This is a genomic window from Burkholderia sp. BCC1644 (assembly GCF_902833225.1).
Taxonomy (GTDB): Bacteria; Pseudomonadota; Gammaproteobacteria; order Burkholderiales; family Burkholderiaceae; genus Burkholderia.
This window is the reverse complement of record NZ_CADFEI010000015.1, coordinates 36,902-55,378: the sequence shown is the minus strand read 5'-3', so window position 1 is coordinate 55,378 and position 18,477 is coordinate 36,902. Positions and strand designations below refer to the sequence as shown.

General features: G+C 67.4%; 15 protein-coding genes. 6 read left to right on the top strand and 9 right to left on the bottom strand.

What is annotated here, in order from left to right; translation table 11 throughout:
• Positions 1-31: 31 nt before the first annotated feature.
• Complete coding sequence (locus HWX87_RS26720; RefSeq protein ID WP_176050085.1) at positions 32-1,699, bottom strand: ATP-dependent helicase; 1,668 nt, start codon at positions 1,697-1,699, stop codon at positions 32-34.
• Positions 1,700-1,822: 123 nt separating this feature from the next.
• Positions 1,823-2,677 (bottom strand): helix-turn-helix domain-containing protein, encoded by an 855-nt coding sequence (locus HWX87_RS26715; protein WP_175840076.1) that lies wholly within the window; start codon positions 2,675-2,677, stop codon positions 1,823-1,825.
• A gap of 224 nt (positions 2,678-2,901) precedes the next feature.
• On the opposite strand from HWX87_RS26715, the gene HWX87_RS26710 reads away from it, so the two are divergent.
• Together HWX87_RS26710 and HWX87_RS26705 are read left to right on the top strand one after the other, a co-directional pair.
• A complete protein-coding gene (locus HWX87_RS26710; protein WP_176050084.1) occupies positions 2,902-4,236 on the top strand; it encodes an FAD-binding oxidoreductase in 1,335 nt (444 codons plus the stop codon).
• Positions 4,237-4,296: 60 nt separating this feature from the next.
• The gene (locus HWX87_RS26705; protein ID WP_176050083.1) at positions 4,297-5,391 is read left to right on the top strand and encodes a potassium channel family protein; all 1,095 of its coding nucleotides are present in this window, start codon (positions 4,297-4,299) and stop codon (positions 5,389-5,391) included.
• 6 nt (positions 5,392-5,397) lie between these two features.
• On the opposite strand, the gene HWX87_RS26700 is transcribed toward HWX87_RS26705, so the two are convergent.
• From HWX87_RS26700 to HWX87_RS26690, 3 genes are all read right to left on the bottom strand, one after another.
• Positions 5,398-6,015: a C39 family peptidase gene (locus HWX87_RS26700; protein WP_176050082.1), complete on the bottom strand. Its 618-nt coding sequence runs from the start codon at positions 6,013-6,015 to the stop codon at positions 5,398-5,400.
• A gap of 188 nt (positions 6,016-6,203) precedes the next feature.
• Positions 6,204-6,962 (bottom strand): SDR family oxidoreductase, encoded by a 759-nt coding sequence (locus HWX87_RS26695; RefSeq protein ID WP_176050081.1) that lies wholly within the window; start codon positions 6,960-6,962, stop codon positions 6,204-6,206.
• Between the two features lie 140 nt (positions 6,963-7,102).
• Entirely contained in the window at positions 7,103-8,047 is a 945-nt protein-coding gene (locus HWX87_RS26690; RefSeq protein ID WP_176050080.1) for a LysR family transcriptional regulator, read from the bottom strand.
• 166 nt (positions 8,048-8,213) lie between these two features.
• Between HWX87_RS26690 and HWX87_RS26685 the strand changes: the two genes are divergently transcribed.
• On the top strand, positions 8,214-9,428 hold the full coding sequence (locus HWX87_RS26685) for an FAD-dependent monooxygenase (protein WP_176050212.1): 1,215 nt from the start codon (positions 8,214-8,216) through the stop codon (positions 9,426-9,428).
• 108 nt (positions 9,429-9,536) lie between these two features.
• Here the strand turns inward: HWX87_RS26685 and HWX87_RS26680 are convergent, their stop codons facing one another.
• Both HWX87_RS26680 and HWX87_RS26675 read right to left on the bottom strand, forming a co-directional pair.
• The gene (locus HWX87_RS26680) at positions 9,537-10,472 is read right to left on the bottom strand and encodes an alpha/beta hydrolase-fold protein (RefSeq protein ID WP_176050079.1); all 936 of its coding nucleotides are present in this window, start codon (positions 10,470-10,472) and stop codon (positions 9,537-9,539) included.
• 61 nt (positions 10,473-10,533) lie between these two features.
• Entirely contained in the window at positions 10,534-11,631 is a 1,098-nt protein-coding gene (locus HWX87_RS26675) for an OpgC domain-containing protein (protein WP_176050078.1), read from the bottom strand.
• A gap of 381 nt (positions 11,632-12,012) precedes the next feature.
• On the opposite strand from HWX87_RS26675, the gene HWX87_RS26670 reads away from it, so the two are divergent.
• Positions 12,013-13,167 carry a porin gene (locus tag HWX87_RS26670; RefSeq protein WP_176050077.1) on the top strand — a complete coding sequence of 385 codons (1,155 nt, stop codon included), beginning with the start codon at positions 12,013-12,015 and terminating at the stop codon, positions 13,165-13,167.
• A gap of 65 nt (positions 13,168-13,232) precedes the next feature.
• Here HWX87_RS26670 and HWX87_RS26665 read toward each other — a convergent pair whose 3' ends face one another.
• Positions 13,233-14,144, bottom strand: a complete 912-nt coding sequence (locus tag HWX87_RS26665) for a LysR family transcriptional regulator (protein ID WP_176050076.1) — start codon at positions 14,142-14,144, stop codon at positions 13,233-13,235.
• Between the two features lie 142 nt (positions 14,145-14,286).
• Here HWX87_RS26665 and HWX87_RS26660 point away from each other — a divergent pair, with 142 nt between their 5' ends.
• Together HWX87_RS26660 and HWX87_RS26655 are read left to right on the top strand one after the other, a co-directional pair.
• A complete protein-coding gene (locus HWX87_RS26660) occupies positions 14,287-15,288 on the top strand; it encodes an aldo/keto reductase (RefSeq protein WP_176050075.1) in 1,002 nt (333 codons plus the stop codon).
• A 133-nt stretch (positions 15,289-15,421) separates the two neighbouring features.
• Positions 15,422-16,162: a sulfite exporter TauE/SafE family protein gene (locus HWX87_RS26655; protein WP_176050074.1), complete on the top strand. Its 741-nt coding sequence runs from the start codon at positions 15,422-15,424 to the stop codon at positions 16,160-16,162.
• 117 nt (positions 16,163-16,279) lie between these two features.
• Here HWX87_RS26655 and HWX87_RS26650 read toward each other — a convergent pair whose 3' ends face one another.
• The gene (locus tag HWX87_RS26650) at positions 16,280-18,445 is read right to left on the bottom strand and encodes a hypothetical protein (protein WP_176050073.1); all 2,166 of its coding nucleotides are present in this window, start codon (positions 18,443-18,445) and stop codon (positions 16,280-16,282) included.
• Between the last annotated feature and the right edge of the window lie 32 nt (positions 18,446-18,477).

Sequence of the window (18,477 nt, the reverse complement as noted above, 5' to 3'; positions counted from 1 at the left end):
GCGCTTGCCCGCCGGTCGTCCGCCGATTACGTCAGACGGCCGTGAGTTGCGCGGCCGCGCGCGACGACGCGACGATCAGCAGCTTCATCGTCGCGCGCGTCGCACCGACGAACAGCTTGCGCGCGGCACGTGCGTCGAGCGTGTCGAAGTCGACCTCGGTGAGGATCACGCACGGCGCCGACTGGCCCTTGAAGCGGTAGATCGAATCGAGCAGCACGTCGCCTTCGCGGTATTCGGGGTTGCCGAACAGGTCGTACTTGCCGGTAAAGCTCTTGATCCGGTGCGGGCCGAGCTGGTCGAGCGGGGCGAGCACCGAGCCCTCGCGGCCGCGATACGACAGTACCGCGATGTCCTGCTTGCGGAAGCCGAGCGACAGCGCCTGCGTGACCGCGCGCTTGGTCGCGTCGATACAGGCTTCCGACATTGCGTCGGCCGACGCGCCTGCTTCCCCGTATGCCGATACCGACGGATCCGATCCGTCGAACGGACTGCCCGAGCGCAGTTCGGCCGCGAGCGGCTCGACCCGGCCGACCACGTCGCGCACGAATTCGAGCAGGTCGCGCGGGCTGCGGTAGTTCGTCAGCGCCTTCAACGTGACCCAGCCCGGCAGCGCGACGGGCTCGCGCATGTACAGGTTCTGCAGCGGATCTTCCAGCCACCACCATGCGCCGTCCGGCGCCAGCAAGCGCTCGAGCGCGGCCGCCCACGGCGCGTGGAAATCCTGCCCTTCGTCGACGACCAGCACGTCGAAGCGCCAGCGCTCGGGAATCGGCGCTTCCGCGAAGCGCGCTTCGAGCCGCTCGAATTCGCCGGGCACCTGGAAGTCGGGCGTATAACCGCCGTCGCGCGCGACCCAGTCGCACAACTGGTGGTAGTTCGCGATCTTCGCGCCGGGCGGCGCGATGCGCGCGATGTAGTCGGCGAGCGGCCGGTTGAAGCACACGTACAGCACGCGCTTGCCGGCCGCGACGGCGTCGCGCATCGCCTGCACCGCGAGCTGCGTCTTGCCCGAGCCGGCCGTGCCGGTGACGCGCAGCCGGAACGGCGCGAATTCGAGCTGGCGCGCCCACGCGGCGAGCCCGCCCGACAGCCGCGTGACGAGCGTGCCGGCCTGTCCGACGAGCGCGCTCGTGTCGGGCGTGAGCGCGAGCTCGTCCGCGAGGAAATGGTGGAGCTTCGACGCATTCGGCAGGTGTTCGTCGTCCTCGGGCAGGATCTGCAGGATCACGTGCGCGAGCTGTGCCTTGCGCGACGCATCGACGATGCGGTCGGCCGCGACACCCGCGATCGATGCGTCGCGGATCGAGTAGTCGGGGCAATACAGCAGCGCCTCGACGCCGTAGACGCCCGCGCCGAGCGCGGCCGTCAGGCGCCGGTGCAGCGTTTCCTGCGTGCGCGCGAGCTGGATCGGGACGTTGCGCTCTTTCTGCAGGTAGACCTTCACGAGCCCCTTCGCGGTTTCGCGCAGGAAGCCGGCTTTCTGCTCGATCAGCAGCACGCGGCCGGCCGGGCTCACGACGACGAACGCGGCTTCGCCGAATACCGAGAACGCCTGGTCGGCGCGCGTCCAGTGGACGCCGTGATACACGGTGTAGCTGTCGGGCAGCGCGTGTTCGAGCGCGGCGAGCGTTTCGCGCTCGCGTTCGGCTGCGCCGGTCGCGGCGAGGCTTTTCCAGTCGTCGGGGATGAGGCGGGCCATGGAGTCGGGCGGCGGATGCCGGCGTGGGCGTGAACAGGTGCGGCTATTGTACTGAGGAACCTGTTCGTGCCCGCGGCGCCGCGCGTGCGCTGGCCGCACGAAGGGCGGCCGGCCCGGCGGAGGTTATCCGCGTGCGAGCCGTTTCGCGAGATCGGCGCTGAGGATCGCCATGCGCGCGGGTTTTTCGTAGCAGACGACGTCGAACGCGCGGATCACTTCGCTGATGTCGGCTTCGCTCGCGCGGCCGGTGAGCAGGTCGCCCGTCAGCACGAAAATCGGCGCGCCCGGATTGTCGGACGTGCGCACGGCCTTGATCGCGGTGGCGGCCGTGCTGTCGTCGAACAGCCACTCGGTCAGCACGGCGTCGAAGGCCTGGCCCTGCAGCGCGTCGACGAACGGCGCGAGACCGTCGAACGCGGCCGTCGCGAAACCCTGCCGTTCAAGGTAGCGGCACAGTTCGGTTGCGCTGACGCGATCGGGGTCGATCACCGCGACGACGAGCTTGTCGCTCTCCGCGCGGCGCGGATAGATTTCGATCTTGTGCACGTCGTACGCGTTTTGATACAGCACGCCGGTGTGGCGCAGCACGCGCCAGCGGCCGTTCTGTTCGTACGCGACGAACTCGGGGCGTGCGCCGGCTTCGAGCGGCGCGCCGATCCATGCGGTGCACGGAATCTCCGCGACGCCCGCATAAAGTACGGCCTCCTGCGAATAGGCGCCGACCATGCCGGGGTCGAGCGTTTGCGCGCCGAACAGCTGCGCGGCGGGTTCGCCGTACGCTTCGGCGACTTTCTTGATCTGAGCGAGCGTCCAGGGGCTGCTGCCGCGCAGTTTGCGGTGGCCTTGCGAGAAACTCAGGTCGAGGATGCGACACAGCTCGGTAGTCTGCTGGCGCTTGCCGATGCCGTTGCGGGTCATCAGCTCGCGCACGCGCTCGGCGACCGCGAGGGAATCCGTGGTGATTGCTTCAATGGTCATGCTACGGGAACGGATCGTGACGTTCAGAACGACGCCTTGCGGCAGTCTCGACGGACAGTCTTCATGACGTCCAATGGCGAGCCGACCGGCCACGCGCGGAAAAGATAACTTTACCGCAAAATGGTCGTCATTCAGTGTCGCGTAAGGTGCGTTTGTGTGAAAGGTGTGTCACGACGTTACCGTCGCGCCCGCATCTCGCAGGAATTAACGACTGACAGGAAACAATGACGACAACCTATCCGCTGCACGATGCCCTGACCCGACCCGAAACGGCGTTCCCGGCCGAAGCCGATGTCGTGATCGCCGGTGCCGGCATCATGGGCTGCGCAGCCGCCTACTACCTGAGCCTGCGCGGGTTGAAGGCCGTCGTGCTCGACAAGTCGCGCATCGCCGGACAGCAGTCGACACGCGCCTGGGGCTTCGTGCGGCAGCAGGGCCGCGAGTCGGCCGAAGTGCCGCTGATGATGGCCGGCATGCGGATCTGGGAGGGGTTAGAGGAAACCCTCGGTTTCGATCTCGAATGGCGGCAGGGCGGCTGTCTCTATATTGCGGACAACGAAGCGGACTGGTCGTCGTTCAATGCGTGGCTCGCCGTCGCCCGCGAGCACGGGCTCGATACGCGCACGCTGACGCGCGCGCAGATCGACGAGCGCGTCAGCGGCCTTTCGCCGCAGGCGCGTACGCTCGGCGGGTTGTACACCGCGACCGACGGGCAGGCCGAGCCGCGTCGCGTGGCCGCCGCATTTGCCGCGCGTGCTGCCGAGGGCGGGGCACGTTTCTTCGAAGGCTGCGGCGTGACGGCGATCGAGACGGCAGGCGGCGCGGTGGTCGGCGTCGCGACCGAGCGCGGCACGATCCGCGCGCGACGCGTGATCTGCGCGGCCGGTGCGACCAGCTTCCGGCTGCTCGACGGGGTCGGCATCCGGCTGCCGCAGCAGGCCGTGCGCGGCACCTGCATGCGCACCAATGTGGTGCCGCCGGTGTCGGCGGCAACGGTGTGGGGGCATGGCCTCGGCATCCGGCAGCGCACGAACGGCGCGATCAATCTCGCCGACGACATGCAGGTCGACGTCGACCTGACGCTCGGCCATCTGCGCGGGTTGAGTCTCTTCTGGCCGGAGTTCTGGTCGCAGCGCGACAAGTTCCGGTTGCACGTGAGCGCGGCGGCGTGGCGCGATGTGCTGGCACGCATCAACGGCGCGGCCGGGCCGATCGAGCCGCGCGATCCGCAGCCGCAGCCGAATCGCGCGCATGCGCCGCGCGCGCTCGCGAAGCTCAAGGCGATCTTCCCAGCGTTGAAGGATGCGCAGATCGTCGAGGCGTGGGCCGGCCTGATCGACGTGCTGCCCGACGGCATTCCGGTGATCGATGCGCCGGGCACGCCGTCGGGGCTCGCGATCGCGACGGGGTTCTGCGGTCACGGTTTCGCGATGGGGCCGATCGTCGGGCGGCTGCTCGCCGAATGGATCGACACGGGCGCGCCGTCGCTCGACCTGTCGGCGTTTCGCGCGCAGCGCTTCGTCGACGGAACGATGGTGCGGCCGCGCAGCATGCTGTGACGGCCGGGTGAGCATGTTCCCGTCGTAGAATCGAGCCCGCATTCATCAGGAGACTTCCCGTTGGCCTCGCCTTCCGACCAGCGCCGCTCGTTGCGCTTGCGCCTGCGTCGCGCCCGCAATCCGTGGCAGGCGCCGCGCACGCGCACGCTGTTCACGCGTCCCGCGACGTCGCCGCGGCGCACGCTGATGTTCCGCCTCGGCGCGGTCGTGCTGCTGTGCACGCTCGCTTTCATCGTGCTGTATCTCGATCGCGATGGCCTGCGCGATTCGACCAAGAGCACGCCGATGACCGTCGCCGATCTCGTGTACTTCACGATGGTGACGGTCGCGACGGTCGGCTACGGCGACATCGTGCCCGTCACCGCGCGGGCCCGCCTGCTCGATGCGTTCTTCATCGTGCCGATCCGTATCGTCATCTGGTTCATTTTCCTGGGCACGGCGTATCAGTTCGTGATCCAGCGCGTCATCGAGGAATTCCGCATGAAACGCCTGCAGAAGCAATTGTCCGATCACATCGTCGTGTGCGGTTATGGCCTGTCGGGGTCGATCGCGGTGCGCGAGCTGCTGGAAAGCGGCGTCGATGCCGCGACGATCATCGTGATCGATTCGCAGCAGCAGGCGCTCGAAGCCGCGACGTCGCTCGGCGTGACCGGATTGCTTGGCGATCCTGCCCATGAGGATCTGCTGCAGCAGGCGCAGGTGCGTGCTGCGAAAGCCGTGATCATTTCGGTGACCGACGATCCGACCGCGATCCTGCTGACGCTGTCGGTGCGCAGCATTGCACCCGACACGAAGATCGTCGTGCGGATCCAGGAGAACCTGTATCAGCGGCAACTGCGGCAGGCCGGCGCGGACGTGATCGTGTCGTCGACGAAGATCGGCGCGCTGCTGCTCGCGGATGCGGTGCACAGCCGCTACATCGTGCCGTTCGTGAACGACATGCTGTCGACGCGCGGGCGCGCGACGCTGCTGGAGCGCGAGGCGATGCCGCAAGAGGTCGGCTGCATGACGAACGTCGTGCCGGGTGCGATCGTGGTCGGGCTCGATCGCTGCGGGAAGATCTTTTCGTTCTACGAGGACCCGCCGTGCAGGATCGAGGCGGGCGATACGCTGGTGGTGATTCAGTCGGCGCGGATTCCGGATCCGGATGTTTGACGATAGTCAATCCTGCGGGGCGATCAGGATCCCTCGATTGGCAAAGTAACGATCGAAGGTGTCGCGCCGCATCGTCACGTTTTCCTGCGTGTGCAGTTCAAATCCCGACGGATTATGAAAGATCCAGTCGCCGGACTGTGCGTCCACACCGAGCACAAGTACGAGATGGCCACCACGCCCCGGCGGCTCGAAATCGCGATGCCGGATTCCCGGATGGACCGAGGCCATGAGCATGTGCCCGTCGCGAAGCCTTTCTTCGAGGCCCGCCGATTCCGTATGCTCGACGACGCTGCCCCGAATCCCGAAGCGCTCGCCAAGCCATTGCACGAAGGGGCGGTATAACAGACGTTTGCCGCCATCGCCCAGTTCGGGGCGATACACGCCGAAGGTCACCGCATCGCGAACCAGATCAAGCAGCGGGACCACGCGTCTGGTGCGATGCGCGAGCATCATCTTCAGGCATGCGATGCCGCAGATGTGAGGACTCCATTGAGCATACTCCTCGGGGCTACCGGCGCCCGACTCGTGCCAGAGCGGATCGTCTTCCGAGCGAAGTTCGCCGGACAGAAACTTGTCGATCAGCATCCGTGACTCCCATTGGGAGAAATACGGTACGTCAGTCATTTTTCATCCGATACGCAGCATTGCCGCGCCGATGGCCGCTGTCACCCTAAAGACGAGTTGTTCGCGGAGTTTGCCCTCTCCATAGTGGACGGCCGAGACCCACATGAGCGAGGGAACGCCGTGTTGTGCGCGGGGGAGCATCGCCCGCTGCCGTGAGCGTGTCCGCCCGTGCAGGCCACGGCGCGTTTCTATCCGCGACCGACGAACGGCATCGCGGTCGCCATGATCGTCATGGTCAGGATGTTCGTGTCCAGCGGCAGGTTCGCCATCTGGACGATCGCGTTCGCGACATGCGTGACGTCCATGCGCGCCTCGGGCGCGAGGCTGCCGTCCGCTTGCGGGACGCCTTGCGTCATCCGTTCCGTGAGCGACGTCGCGGCGTTGCCGATGTCGATCTGGCCGCACGCGATGTTGTACCGGCGGCCATCGAGCGCCAGCGATTTGGTGATGCCGGTGACCGCATGCTTGGTGGCCGTGTACGCGATCGTATCGGGGCGCGGCGCGTGCGCGGAGATCGAGCCGTTGTTGATGATGCGGCCACCCTGCGGCGTCTGCGCTTTCATCAGGCGCCACGCGGCCCGTGCACACAGAAAGACGCCGGTCAGGTTCGTCGCGACGACGCTGTTCCACACGTCGATGTCGTATTCGTCGAGGGACACGACAGGCGCATTGCGGCCGGCATTGTTGAACAGGACATCCAGCCGGCCGAACTGCTGCGCAATTTGCGCGAACGCGTGGTCGACCGAGGCTTCGTCGGTGACGTCGGCGGGGAACACCTGCGCGTCGCCGCCGGCGGTGCGGATCGCGTCCTGCGTTTCGCGCAACGATGCTTCCTTGCGTCCGAGCAGCGCGACGGTGAATCCCGCCTGGGCGAGCGCGATGGCCGCTGCGCGACCGATGCCGGAGCCGGCGCCCGTGACGGCTGCGAATTTCTTCGAGACAGACATGGCTTGATTTCCTGCTGGTTGAATGAGGAGCGAGGCGGCCGAGGTTCGAGGGCGTCACCCCTTCGGCAATGTAGTCGAAATGCGCGGCGCACGGATTCGAGCGATGTCGCAAAGCGCGTGCGACCGCGCGGCGACGGCGATTATTTCTTCCGGCCGGGCAAGGCCTTCCGCGCTCGCGCGCCCGTCTCCGCGAACAGGTCGACCACCACGTCGCGCAGCCACCGGTTCCCTTCGTCCTGGTTGACGCGCGTATGCCAGAGCATGTGGATCGGCGCACCGGGCAGCGTGACGGGCAGCGCACGCCAGCCGAGCGAAAACGGCGCGGCGAGCTGCAGCGCGAGATGCTCGGGCACCGTTGCGATCAGGTCGGTGCGTTGCAGGATGTAGCCCACGCTCATGAAATGCGGCACCGTCAGCCGCACCTGGCGCTTCACGCGGCGCCGTTGCAGCCATTCGTCCACCTGCCCGTGTCCGGTGCCGGCCGACACCACGACCAGATGCTCGGCGTCGCGCCAGGCTTCGACCGTCAGCGGCGCTTCCTCGAGAGGATGGCCGCGCCTGAACAGGCACACGTAGCGCTGATCGAACAGCCGGCGCTGATAGAACCCGCCCTTGAGCTGCGGCAGCAGGCCGATCGCGAGATCGACACGGCCGTCGGCCATCTCGTCGCCGAGGTTGACGCTCGTGTCGCGGACGGTATTGAGCGCGATGCCCGGCGCCGCATGCGACAGGTATTCGAGCAGCGCGGGCAGGAACACGACTTCGCCGATATCGGTCATGCCGATGGTCAGCGTGCGCGTGGCGCGCAGCGGGTCGAATCCGGTCTCGGGATTCAGCGCGGCGTGCAGCGTCGCGAGCGCCTGCGACACGGGTTCGGCGAGTTGCAGCGCAAATGGCGTCGGCACGACGCCGCCGGGCCCGCGCACGAACAGCGGATCGCCGAGCCGGCGGCGCAGTTTGGCGAGCGCGTTGCTGACGCCCGGCTGGCTCATGTTCATCTGTTCGGCGACGCTCGACACGCGCCGCTCCTGCATCAGCCGCTGGAAAAGCAGCAGCAGGTTGAGGTCGATCTCGCTCAGTTCCATGGGTTTTGCGTGGCCCGGTTCATTGCATTCCGTGATGAAGCAGATTCATTTCATTTTATTGCGGGATGAAAGTCCACTCCTGAAAATACCGATACGGCACATGCATTCGACATGACCGCTGCGCAAGTCGCGGACCCCACATATGAAGATCGGAGACACCTTCATCATGCAGACGAACCTGAAGATTGCGATCGTCGGCGCCGGCATCGGCGGCCTGACCCTCGCGCTCGCATTGCGCGAGCACGGCATCGACGCACAACTCTACGAACAGACTCATGAATTGCGCGAAGTCGGCGCGGCCGTCGCGCTGTCGGCCAATGCGACGCGCTTTTACGAACGCATGGGCTTGCGCGCGGCCTTCGATGCGGTGTGTGCCGACATCCCGGGCCTCGTGTATCGCGACGGGCGCAGCGGCGCGGTGATCGGCCATCATCGCGGCGAACCCGACTATCGCCGGCAATTCGGCGGCGCGTACTGGGGTGTGCATCGCGCGGATCTGCAGGCCGTGCTGTCGAAGGCGGTCGGTCTCGAATGCATCCATCTCGGCCATCGTCTGGTCGATCTCGCGCAGCATCCCGATCGTGTCACGCTGTCGTTCGACAACGGCGCGCGCGTCGAGGCCGATCTCGTGATCGGCGCGGACGGTGCGCGTTCGATTACGCGGCGCTGGATGCTCGGCTACGACGATGCACTGTATTCGGGCTGCTCGGGCTTTCGCGGCGTGGTGCCGGCCGCGCGCATGGACCTGCTGCCCGATCCCGACACGATCCAGTTCTGGGTCGGGCCGCACGGGCATCTGCTGCACTATCCGATCGGCGACGACGGCGACCAGAACTTCCTGCTGGTCGAGCGGCATCCGTCACCGTGGCCGTCGCGCGACTGGGTCATGCCGGCCGAAGAGGGCGAGCAACTGCGGGTATTCAGGGACTGGCATCCGGCCGTGGTGCAGATGATCACCGCGGTGCCGGTCAGCCAGCGCTGGGGGCTGTTCCACCGTCCGCCGCTCGGCCGCTGGAGCCGCGGGCGCGTGACGCTGATCGGCGATGCCGCGCATGCGTTGGTGCCGCACCACGGGCAGGGCGCGAATCAGTCGATCGAGGATGCGGTGGTCCTGGCGGCGCAGCTCGCGAAGGCCGGGCCGGGCAACTGGCGCGAAGCGCAGGAAGCCTACGAGCGGCTGCGTCGCGGCCGCACGCGCAAGGTGCAGTACGCGTCGATCTCGGCGGCCGACGTGCTGCACCTGCCGGATGGACCGGCCGCGCAGGCGCGCAACGCGCGTCTGGCCGAACGCGAGAGCGTGCTGCATCACCTGGACTGGATTCACGACTTCGACGCGCTCGACGAGGAGCCGAGCGAGCGGCAGGGCGGCACGTGGCTTTGAACGCAATGGCGGGCGCGACAGGCGCGTGGGGATGACTCGCGCAGGATCTTGCGTTCACCGGCTCTCTGCCGGTCAAGAGAAAGCGGGCGCGGCAACGCCCGCCCGCACTTACTTCACGCACTCGAGCGCGTACTTCAGCCCCTGCCCGAGCAACCCGCGCCACACGTCCCACGTATGCCCGCCGTCGACGATGCGCAACTCGGCCGGGTTCTGCGCGCGGCGCAGGTGCGTGTACAGCACGCTCGACTCCGCCTGGATCGTCAGGTCGTCGTCGCCGGCCGCGATGAACATCGGCACGCGCCAGGTGCGCGCGAAATAGCCACGCAGCAGCGCCGGGTAGTTGAGCTCGTGCCACACGCGCGCGTCGAACTGCCGGTCGCCGAACACGCCGACATAACGCGCGGCGGAATTGAGCGGCGGCTCGTTCGCATAGATCGCGGGGCTCAGCAGCATCGCGCCGCAGAACAGCCCCGGCTCGAGCAGCGAAAAGCGCAGCGCGCCGAAGCCGCCCATCGACACGCCGCCGATCGCGCGGCCCGCGCGCTGGTTCGACACCGCGAAGTGTGCTTCGACCTCGGGCAGCAGGTCGTTGAGGAACGCACTCTGCATCTTCTCCTTGCGGTCGACGTACCAGTCGGTGCCGCCCTGCGGCATCACGATCACGACGGGCGGAATCTCGCGGCGCTCGATCAGCGTGTCGGCGGTGGCCTGCAGCCGGCCCTGCGTGACCCAGTCGTTCGCATTGCCGGCATTGCCGTGCAGCAGATACATCACGGGGTAGCGCGCGCCTTCCGGGTTGTAGCCGGGCGGCAGGTAGACCGTGTACGACCATTCGCGCTTCAGCGACGCCGACCGGAACGTGCGCAGCACGATGCTGCTGCCCGGGTTGACCGGCGGCTCCTGGGCGGTCGACGGCGTCGTCGCGGTCTGGACGGCCGGTGGCGGCGGCACGGGCGAGACCGGCGGCGCGGCCGGCGTGGCGCGGGCGGTGGCGATGGAGCCGGCGATCAGGGCGATGGCGAACGGAAGGGCGAGTCGGCGCATGGCGAAACGTTTCAGGAGAGGCGCCGGCTATCGTAGCAGCGGCGCATGACGGCGCGGCGCGTCATCGCCGCGAACGGAACGGCAGCCGCGCGACGAGCGGCCCGTAGAGTTTGGCCACGAGATACAGCAGGCCCATCGCGACGACGTCGGCGGCCAGGCCGAGCTTCACGTCGAGATAGCCTTCGGTCGCCTGGTAAAGCAGCGAATCGACCGCGAGCGAGATGCCGGTGCCCGCGACGAAGCACAGCAGCCCCTGCCGGCCGATCGTGCCGATCCACGGCATCGCGTGCGCGACCTTCTTCATCCAGCCGAGGTGCACGAGCTTGGCGGCGAGCCATGCGATCGCGAGGAAGTTCACGAGGCGCAGCGCGCCGAGGTTCTGCTTGATCGACGGATCGGTCGGGAAGGGTTCGATGCGCAGCCGGTAGTACGCGCCGGCCGCGACGATCGCGATCGACAAGGCCGTCAGCAGCCAGCCCTGCGGCTTGGGCGCGAGCGTCTGGTACACGGGCTGGCAGCGCGCAATCACGCCGAGCACGAACAGGAACTGCCACGCGAACGGGTTGAAATCCCACGGCGCGCCTTCGACGGTCGGCAGGAAGCGCGCGACGTGCGGCGCCGCATACCAGAGCGATCCGCTGAACGCGAGCATCAGCCACGGCTGCGTGCGCGCGAGCGGCAGCGCGAGCGGGACGAGCAGCGCGAAGAACGCGTACATCGGCAGCACCGACGCGAGGTACGGCTGGCGGCGGAACAGCAGGATGTCGCGCAGCGCGGCGAGCGGTTTGTGCAGCAGGCCGTCGAGGTCGTTGGTCGGCATGTTCGGGCCGTCGATCGCGAACGCGTTCAGCGCGGCGGTGATCAGCAGCATCAGCCCGGCCGTCACGAGGAACGCGCGATAGATCTCGAACGCGCGCCGGATGAAGCGCTGACGCGCGGCGGCCTCGTCGTGCCGCTCGGCGAGCGAGTTGTACGCAATGGCGGTCGCGAAGCCGCCGAGGAACACGAACACCTCGGCCGCGTCGCACAGCGCGTACGCATGCAGCGTCACGCGCGACAGGATGCTGCCGCCGATATGGTCGACGACGATGACGAGCAGCACGAGGCCGCGGAAGAAATCGAGTTCGGCGTAGCGGCCGGCCCGGGCGGGCGCGGTCATCGGGCCGCCTGCCGGCGCGGGCCGCGGGCGCGGCCGGCGCATGCCGCGCATGAATCGGGGTGAAGCATGACTTCGTGAAGAAATGGCGAACGGATGCGCATTGTGCCACCGATGCGACGCCTGCCGGGTTTACGCGGATGGCGGGCCTGCCTGCCGCTGCCGATAAGCCCGGTCAGGCTATCCGCGCAACGGGGCAGTTGGACGAGCGCAACGCTTTGCGCGCGGTGACGAACCCCCGATGGACGGACGGTTTGCGACGTGACACCATTTTGTCCTCACGCGGCCGCACACCGCGTCGTCCGCCCTGCGGGCCACACATACAACAGATCAAACATTCGCCGGGCGCTCGGCCCGCCCGGCCCTCGGCTCCGGAGATCCGTCATGAAGAAGCACGTCATTTTTGCCGCCGCGCTCGCTGCCTTCGCCGCGCCGGCCTTTGCCCAGAACAGCGTGACGCTGTACGGCCTGATCGACGAAGGCTTCAATTACACGAACAACGTCAACGTCAATGGGGTCGGAAAGACGAATTACCAGCTCGCGAGCGGCTACGCCCAGGGCAGCCGCTGGGGCCTGAAGGGCAGCGAGGATCTCGGCGGCGGGCTGAAGGCGATCTTCACGCTGGAAAACGGTTTTGACGTGAACAACGGCCGGCTCGGCCAGGGCGGCCGCATGTTCGGCCGCCAGGCGTTCGTCGGGCTGAGCCAGTCGCGCTTCGGCACGCTGACCTTCGGTCGCCAGTACGACTCCGTCGTCGACTATCTCGCGCCGTTGACCGCGAACGGCAACTGGGGCGGCACGCTGTTCTCGCACCCGTTCGACAACGACAACACGGACAATTCGTTCCGCGTCAACAACACGGTCAAGTACGCGAGCCCCGACTGGAACGGCCTGACGTTCGGCGGCACGTACAGCTTCAGCAACAGCACGGGCTTCTCGAACAACCGCCAGTACAGCATCGGCGCGCAGTATTCGCTGGCCGGGCTGCAGGTCGCGGCCGCGTACCTGCAGGCGAACAACCCGGGCATCGGCAATGCGGGCGCGATCGCGGCCGACGACGCGAACTTCGTCGCCGACCGCCTGCGCATCTTCGGCGGCGGCGTGAACTACACGTTCGGCCCGGCCACCGTCGGCTTCGTCTACACGAAGACGGACGTGAAGAACCCGGTGTCGACCGTCTACCTGCCGGCCTCGACGTTCGCCGGCCTCGGGCTGACCGCGACCAAGTTCCAGAACTTCGAGATCAACGGCAAGTACCAGCTCACGCCCGATTTCTATCTCGGCGCGCAGTACGTGTACACGGACGGCAAGTTCGATGCGGCTGCCGGCTCGTTCAAGCCGAAGTACCACACGGTCGGCCTGATGGCCGACTACAGCCTGTCGAAGCGCACCGACGTGTACCTGCAGGGCGCGTGGCAGAAGGTGGCCGGCGACAAGACCGGTACGGCGGCCGACGGCGGTTATGTCGTCGGGACGGACGGCCCGTCCGCGTCGTCGAACCAGTTCGCGGTGCGCGCCGCGATCCGCCACAAGTTCTGATCGTTTCGACCGGCCGGCGACCGGCGACCGGTGACCGGGGCCGGGCGCCCCGGCGCTGGCTCGCGTCAGCCCGCCCGGTGCATGCCGCCGAGCGTTTCCGCGAGCCAGTCCACGAAAATCCGCACGCGCGGCGCCAGGTGCCGGCCGGTCGGAAACACCACCGATACCGGCAGCGCCCCGGCACTCCATTCCGGCAGCACTTCGACCAGCGATCCGTTGGCGAGCAGCGGCGCGAGCCCGTCGCGCGGCGCCTGGATCAGTCCGAGGCCCGCGACGCAGCACGCGAGATACGCCTGCGAGCTGTTGACCGACACGACGCTTTGCATCTTCACCGTGTGCACCTCGCCCGAATCCATGTCGGCATATTCCCAGTCCAGCTCGCGGCCCGTCCGGCTCGAGAAATAGCCGACCGCGATGTGGTCCGGCAACTCGTCCGGCGAGCGCGGCGTGCCGTGGCGCGCCAGATACGCGGGCGACGCGCAGTTGATCTGTGCCATCTCGCCGACGCGCCGTGCGACGAGCGACGTGTCGGACAGCACGCCGACGCGTACCGCGCAGTCGATGCCGTCGGCGACGAGGTCGACGAAGCGGTCGGTCGTGCTGATCACGACGCGCAGGTCGGGGTAGCGCGCGTGGAAATCCGGTAGCGCCGGGATCACCTGGTTCAGCGCGAAACGTTCGGGCAGGTCGACGCGGATCACGCCGCGCGGCGATGTGCCGGCATCCTCGAACAGCGTTTCCACATCGTCGAGATCGGCGAGCAGCCGCGCGCAGCGCTCGTAGTAGGTCGCGCCTTCGGCCGTCAGCGCGACGCGTCGCGTCGTGCGCTGCAGCAGGCGGACCTTCAGGTGCTTCTCCAGATACTGGACGGCATTGCTGACGGTCGGGCGCGGCAGCTGCAGCTGCTCGGCCGCCTTCGTGAAGCTGCCGAGATGGGCGACGCGCGCGAAGATGCGCATTGCTTGCAGATGGTCCATGCGGGCGGAAGTCTCGGCGGGGATGGGAACAGGCTCCATTGTTAATCAGCGTCGAATGGTTTGGTGGAGCGTTTCGCGTTTATCGCGCATGACGAAGCGCCCAGAATCCGGTCCATCCACTCACCACTTGAAGGAAACGGACATGGACACGCGTCAACTGGGCCGCACGGGCCCGCAGGTTTCGGCGATCGCGCTCGGCTGCATGGGGATGTCGGATTTCTACGGGCCGGCCGACCGCGACGAAAGCATCGCCACGCTGCACGCGGCGCTCGACAACGGCATCACGATGCTCGACACCGGCGATTTCTACGGGATGGGCGACAACGAGATGCTGATCCGCGACGCGCTGCGCGGCCGCACGCGCGACCAGGTGCTGATCAGCGTGAAATTCGGCGCGCTGCGCGATCCGGCCGGTGGGTTTGCCGGCTACGACGCACGGCCCGACGCGATCCGGAACTTCGTCGCGTATTCGCTGAAGCGGCTCGGCACCGACACCATCGACATCTACCGGCCGTCGCGCGTCGATCCGGCCGTGCCGATCGAGGACACGGTCGGCGCGATCGCCGATCTCGTGAAAGCCGGGTACGTCCGCCATATCGGGCTCTCCGAAGCCAGCGCCGACACGATCCGCCGCGCGGCGGCCGTCGCGCCGATCGCCGATTTGCAGATCGAATATTCGCTGCTGTCGCGCGGCATCGAAGCCGACATCCTGCCGACCTGCCGCGCGCTCGGCATTGGCGTGACGGCCTACGGCGTGCTGTCGCGCGGGCTGCTCGGCGGGCGCTGGAGTACGGCACGGCAGGGCGAGCGCGATTTCCGCGCGGCGAGCCCGCGCTTCCAGGGCGAAAACCTCGCGCACAACCTCGCGCTCGTCGACGCGCTGCGCGCGATCGCCGACGAGAAGGGCAGCAATCCGGCGCAGGTCGCGATCGCATGGGCGTTGTCGCGCGGCGCCGACATCGTGCCGCTGGTCGGCGCGCGCAAGCGCACGCAACTGCAGGACGGCTTGCTGGCGACTAAATTGCAACTAACGGTCAATGATCTCGCTCGCATCGAAGCGGCGGTGCCCGCCGGGGCGGCTGCCGGCGAGCGTTATCCGGTCGCGCAGATGGCACACCTCGACAGCGAGCAGGGCCGGGGGTGATCCGTGGGGCCGGATCGGCGGGCGTGACAGGCCCGTGCGGCGGGCCCTAGCCAGCCTCAGGCAAAACCAGATGGCCGGCAGCATGGCGGGGAGGCACCATCGGCGCCGTACTCAACCGGACGGAAGGCCTTCCATGCAAACTCATACGCTGACGATCATCGTGCTGGTGTTCCTGCTCGCCGGCGCGGTCAAGGGCATGATCGGGCTCGGACTGCCGACGATCGCGATGGGGCTGCTGACGCTCGCGATGCCGCCGTCGGCCGCGGCCAGCCTGCTGCTCGTGCCGTCGTTCATCACCAACGTGTGGCAGTTGTGGCTCGGCCCGTCGTTCGGGCCGCTGCTGCGCCGGCTGTGGCCGCTGCTCGCCGGTCTGACGATCGGCACGCTGGCGGGCGGGCTGCCCGCGCTCGCGGCCGGCAGCACGTGGACGCACGCGGCGCTCGGTGTCGTGCTGATCCTGTACGGGCTGTGGGGGCTGGCCGCCGCGCGGTTGCCCGCGCCGGGTCGCCACGAGAAATGGCTGTCGGCCGTGGTCGGCTACCTGACGGGCGTCGTGACGGCCGCGACCGGCGTGTTCGTCGTGCCGGCCGTGCCGTATCTGCAGGCGCTGCGCCTGTCGAAGGACGACCTGATCCAGGCGCTCGGGCTGTCGTTCACCGCGTCGACGATCGCGCTCGGCCTTCAGCTGCACGTGTCGGGCGCGTTGCAGACGGTCGATCTCGGCGTGTCGGCACTCGCGCTCGTGCCGGCGCTGGCGGGGATGGCGGGCGGGCAGTATGCGCGACGCGTGATGAGCGAAAAGGCGTTCAGGCGTTGCTTCTTCGTCGGGCTGATCGCGCTCGGCGCGTATATGGCGGCAGCGGAGTGGCTGTGAGCGGGTATCGCGGGTAAGGGTGATGCCGGTCGTGTTCCGAAGCGCCCGAAGCCGGTTTAAGCGACCGGCTTCGGGCGTGTTCACATAGCGTGGATCAGATGGCTTGCATCACACGGCTCAGGCCGGATCGGCGTACTTCAGCGACCACCCGAACGTGCGCGTCGTGCCTGCGCCGAGTGCGAACGGCTTCGTCGTGCACGCGAAGTTCGAATGCAGCTGGCCGATCGGCGTCGTCGACAGCGGGTTCGTCGTGCCGTTCGCCGTGTCGAAGGCGGACAGCGCGCAGGTGTCGAACCCGGATGCCGCGTAGCCGGTCGCGGCGCTGTTCGCGTAAGTCACCGACACGCCGTCGCCGTTGGCCTGCGTCGACGCGAAATCAGCGAACGACGTGAAGTCCGTCTCGACCGCGAGGTTGCCCGTGAGCGTGCCCGAACTCAGCGTATCGCTGCGCGAGACGGTGCCGTGCGCGAACGTCAGCACCGTATGCACCTGCAGGTCGAGATCCGTCGTGTATGCCGCGTTCTTCGATGCGAGACGGAACTTCGTCGTATCGAACGACACGATCACCTGGCCGTTGCTTTGCTGCACGTTCAGGTTCTTGTAGTACGTGACGGGAATGTACGTCTTCGCGTTGTACGTCACCTGCGGCACCAGCAGCGCATAACCGAGATCGGTCGTGCCGTAGATCAGCTTGTCCGAGAACGGTACCGGGTAGTACGGCGTGTACGAGTTGTAGTCGGGCGCCTGGCTCAGGTTCAGGTTGATCACGCGCCGGCCGTCGCGCACGGTGAGCAGCGCGGCGCTGTACGGATGGGCGGCATCGGTCGGCTGGTTGTACCAGGTGAGCGTGTAGCGCGGCAGCGCGTCGAGCCATGTGCCGTAGTCCGCATCGGCCATCGGCGCCTTTCCGCCGAAGCCGAGCTTGTTCCACCACGCGTTCACATACAGGTACTGGTGCAGCAGGCTGAAGTTCTCGCCCATCACGCGCGGCTTGCCTCGATACGCGTCGGTGCCGCGGCCCTTGACCCACATGTTCACCGACGGCGTCGGCAGCGACGGGTCGTACCAGTACGTGTCGAAACGATGCGCGGCCTGGTAGATGAACGCATACGCGACCTGCTTCTCCTGGTCGGTCAGCACGCCGGCGTTGGCGGCGGCCGTCAGCACTTCCATGAATGCGGAATCGCCGTACGGGCCGATCGAGCGGCCGTAGTTGAAGCCCTGGCCGTTGGCGTTCAGCTGCGGCAGGATCAGGTCGACCGACTTGCGCAGATAGCCCTTCAGTTCGGGCGTGAGATTCGCCACGTTGTCCATCTCGAACGTGCGCTCGACCACTTCGCCGATCAGCAGCGTGCTGTAGCGGTCGAAGCGCGCCTGGTCGTAGTAGGTCGTGTGCGTGTTCGACGCTTCATCGGAGAAGCCGCCCGACGAGTCGTTGCGGATGTGGTTCGTCAGCGTGTACAGCAGCGCGTCGCGCGCGCCCATCGTCGCGACGGACGGATCGGTCTTCGACGCGAACGTCGGGCTGCTCCAGCCGAGCTTCTGGCGCAGCCCGGCAATTCCGTAGGACACCGCATAGTAATTCTGCGCGGTGTTGAGCGAGGCGATGTCGATCGGCGTGCCGGCGGCCGGGCACGTACTGGTCTTGCCGCTCGCATCGGGGCCGAACATGTCGCAGAAGGTGAGGCGCTGCTGCAGCGTCGCGAGCATCGCGTCGCTGAAGACTTCGTTGAGCATCCCGTGCGCCTTCAGGTTGTTCAGCGCGACGAGGTAGTAGTACTCGCCCCACGACGTGTTCGCATACGTGTAGTTGCCGCCCGACTGCGCCATCATCGCGGTCGTGATCGTCTGGTACGTCGCGAGGTAGCTCGCGTACTGCGGGTCGTTCTTCGACTTCATGTCGATCAGGATGTACGACAGGCCGAGCGCGAGCTTGCCGGGCAGGAATTTGTCGCCGGTGTTCGTGTCGAGCACGTGGACGGGCGTACCGTCGCCGAGATCCATCACGACCTGCGTGAAGTCGGGCGATTTCCGGATCAGGTCGAACAGCGCGCGCATCTGGCCCATCATCGTGACCGGAATGTTCGTGCCGGCCGGCACGCTCGTGTCGGGCGCGCCGTAGACGAGCGCCTGCAGCGAGTTCGCTGCGAGCGTCGGTGTCGTGGACGGGGGCGGCGATGACGGTGGCGTGTCGGTCACGTCGTTGCCGCCGCACGCGCTGACGAACACGACGGAAAGGGCGCTGAGCGCGGCGCCGAGCGCGAATCTGCTGCGCGGATGCATTGTGTCTCCAGTTTTGAATAGTGATGAAGGAC

Excerpts from the sequence above, each read along its gene's own strand:
- HWX87_RS26720 (WP_176050085.1), bottom strand. The coding sequence starts at position 1,699 with ATGGCCCGCCTCATCCCCGACGACTGGAAAAGCCTCGCCGCGACCGGC.
- HWX87_RS26715 (WP_175840076.1), bottom strand. The coding sequence starts at position 2,677 with ATGACCATTGAAGCAATCACCACGGATTCCCTCGCGGTCGCCGAGCGC.
- HWX87_RS26710 (WP_176050084.1), top strand. The coding sequence starts at position 2,902 with ATGACGACAACCTATCCGCTGCACGATGCCCTGACCCGACCCGAAACG.
- HWX87_RS26700 (WP_176050082.1), bottom strand. The coding sequence starts at position 6,015 with ATGACTGACGTACCGTATTTCTCCCAATGGGAGTCACGGATGCTGATC.
- HWX87_RS26695 (WP_176050081.1), bottom strand. The coding sequence starts at position 6,962 with ATGTCTGTCTCGAAGAAATTCGCAGCCGTCACGGGCGCCGGCTCCGGC.
- HWX87_RS26690 (WP_176050080.1), bottom strand. The coding sequence starts at position 8,047 with ATGGAACTGAGCGAGATCGACCTCAACCTGCTGCTGCTTTTCCAGCGG.
- HWX87_RS26685 (WP_176050212.1), top strand. The coding sequence starts at position 8,214 with ATGCAGACGAACCTGAAGATTGCGATCGTCGGCGCCGGCATCGGCGGC.
- HWX87_RS26680 (WP_176050079.1), bottom strand. The coding sequence starts at position 10,472 with ATGCGCCGACTCGCCCTTCCGTTCGCCATCGCCCTGATCGCCGGCTCC.
- HWX87_RS26675 (WP_176050078.1), bottom strand. The coding sequence starts at position 11,631 with ATGACCGCGCCCGCCCGGGCCGGCCGCTACGCCGAACTCGATTTCTTC.
- HWX87_RS26670 (WP_176050077.1), top strand. The coding sequence starts at position 12,013 with ATGAAGAAGCACGTCATTTTTGCCGCCGCGCTCGCTGCCTTCGCCGCG.
- HWX87_RS26665 (WP_176050076.1), bottom strand. The coding sequence starts at position 14,144 with ATGGACCATCTGCAAGCAATGCGCATCTTCGCGCGCGTCGCCCATCTC.
- HWX87_RS26660 (WP_176050075.1), top strand. The coding sequence starts at position 14,287 with ATGGACACGCGTCAACTGGGCCGCACGGGCCCGCAGGTTTCGGCGATC.
- HWX87_RS26655 (WP_176050074.1), top strand. The coding sequence starts at position 15,422 with ATGCAAACTCATACGCTGACGATCATCGTGCTGGTGTTCCTGCTCGCC.
- HWX87_RS26650 (WP_176050073.1), bottom strand. The coding sequence starts at position 18,445 with ATGCATCCGCGCAGCAGATTCGCGCTCGGCGCCGCGCTCAGCGCCCTT.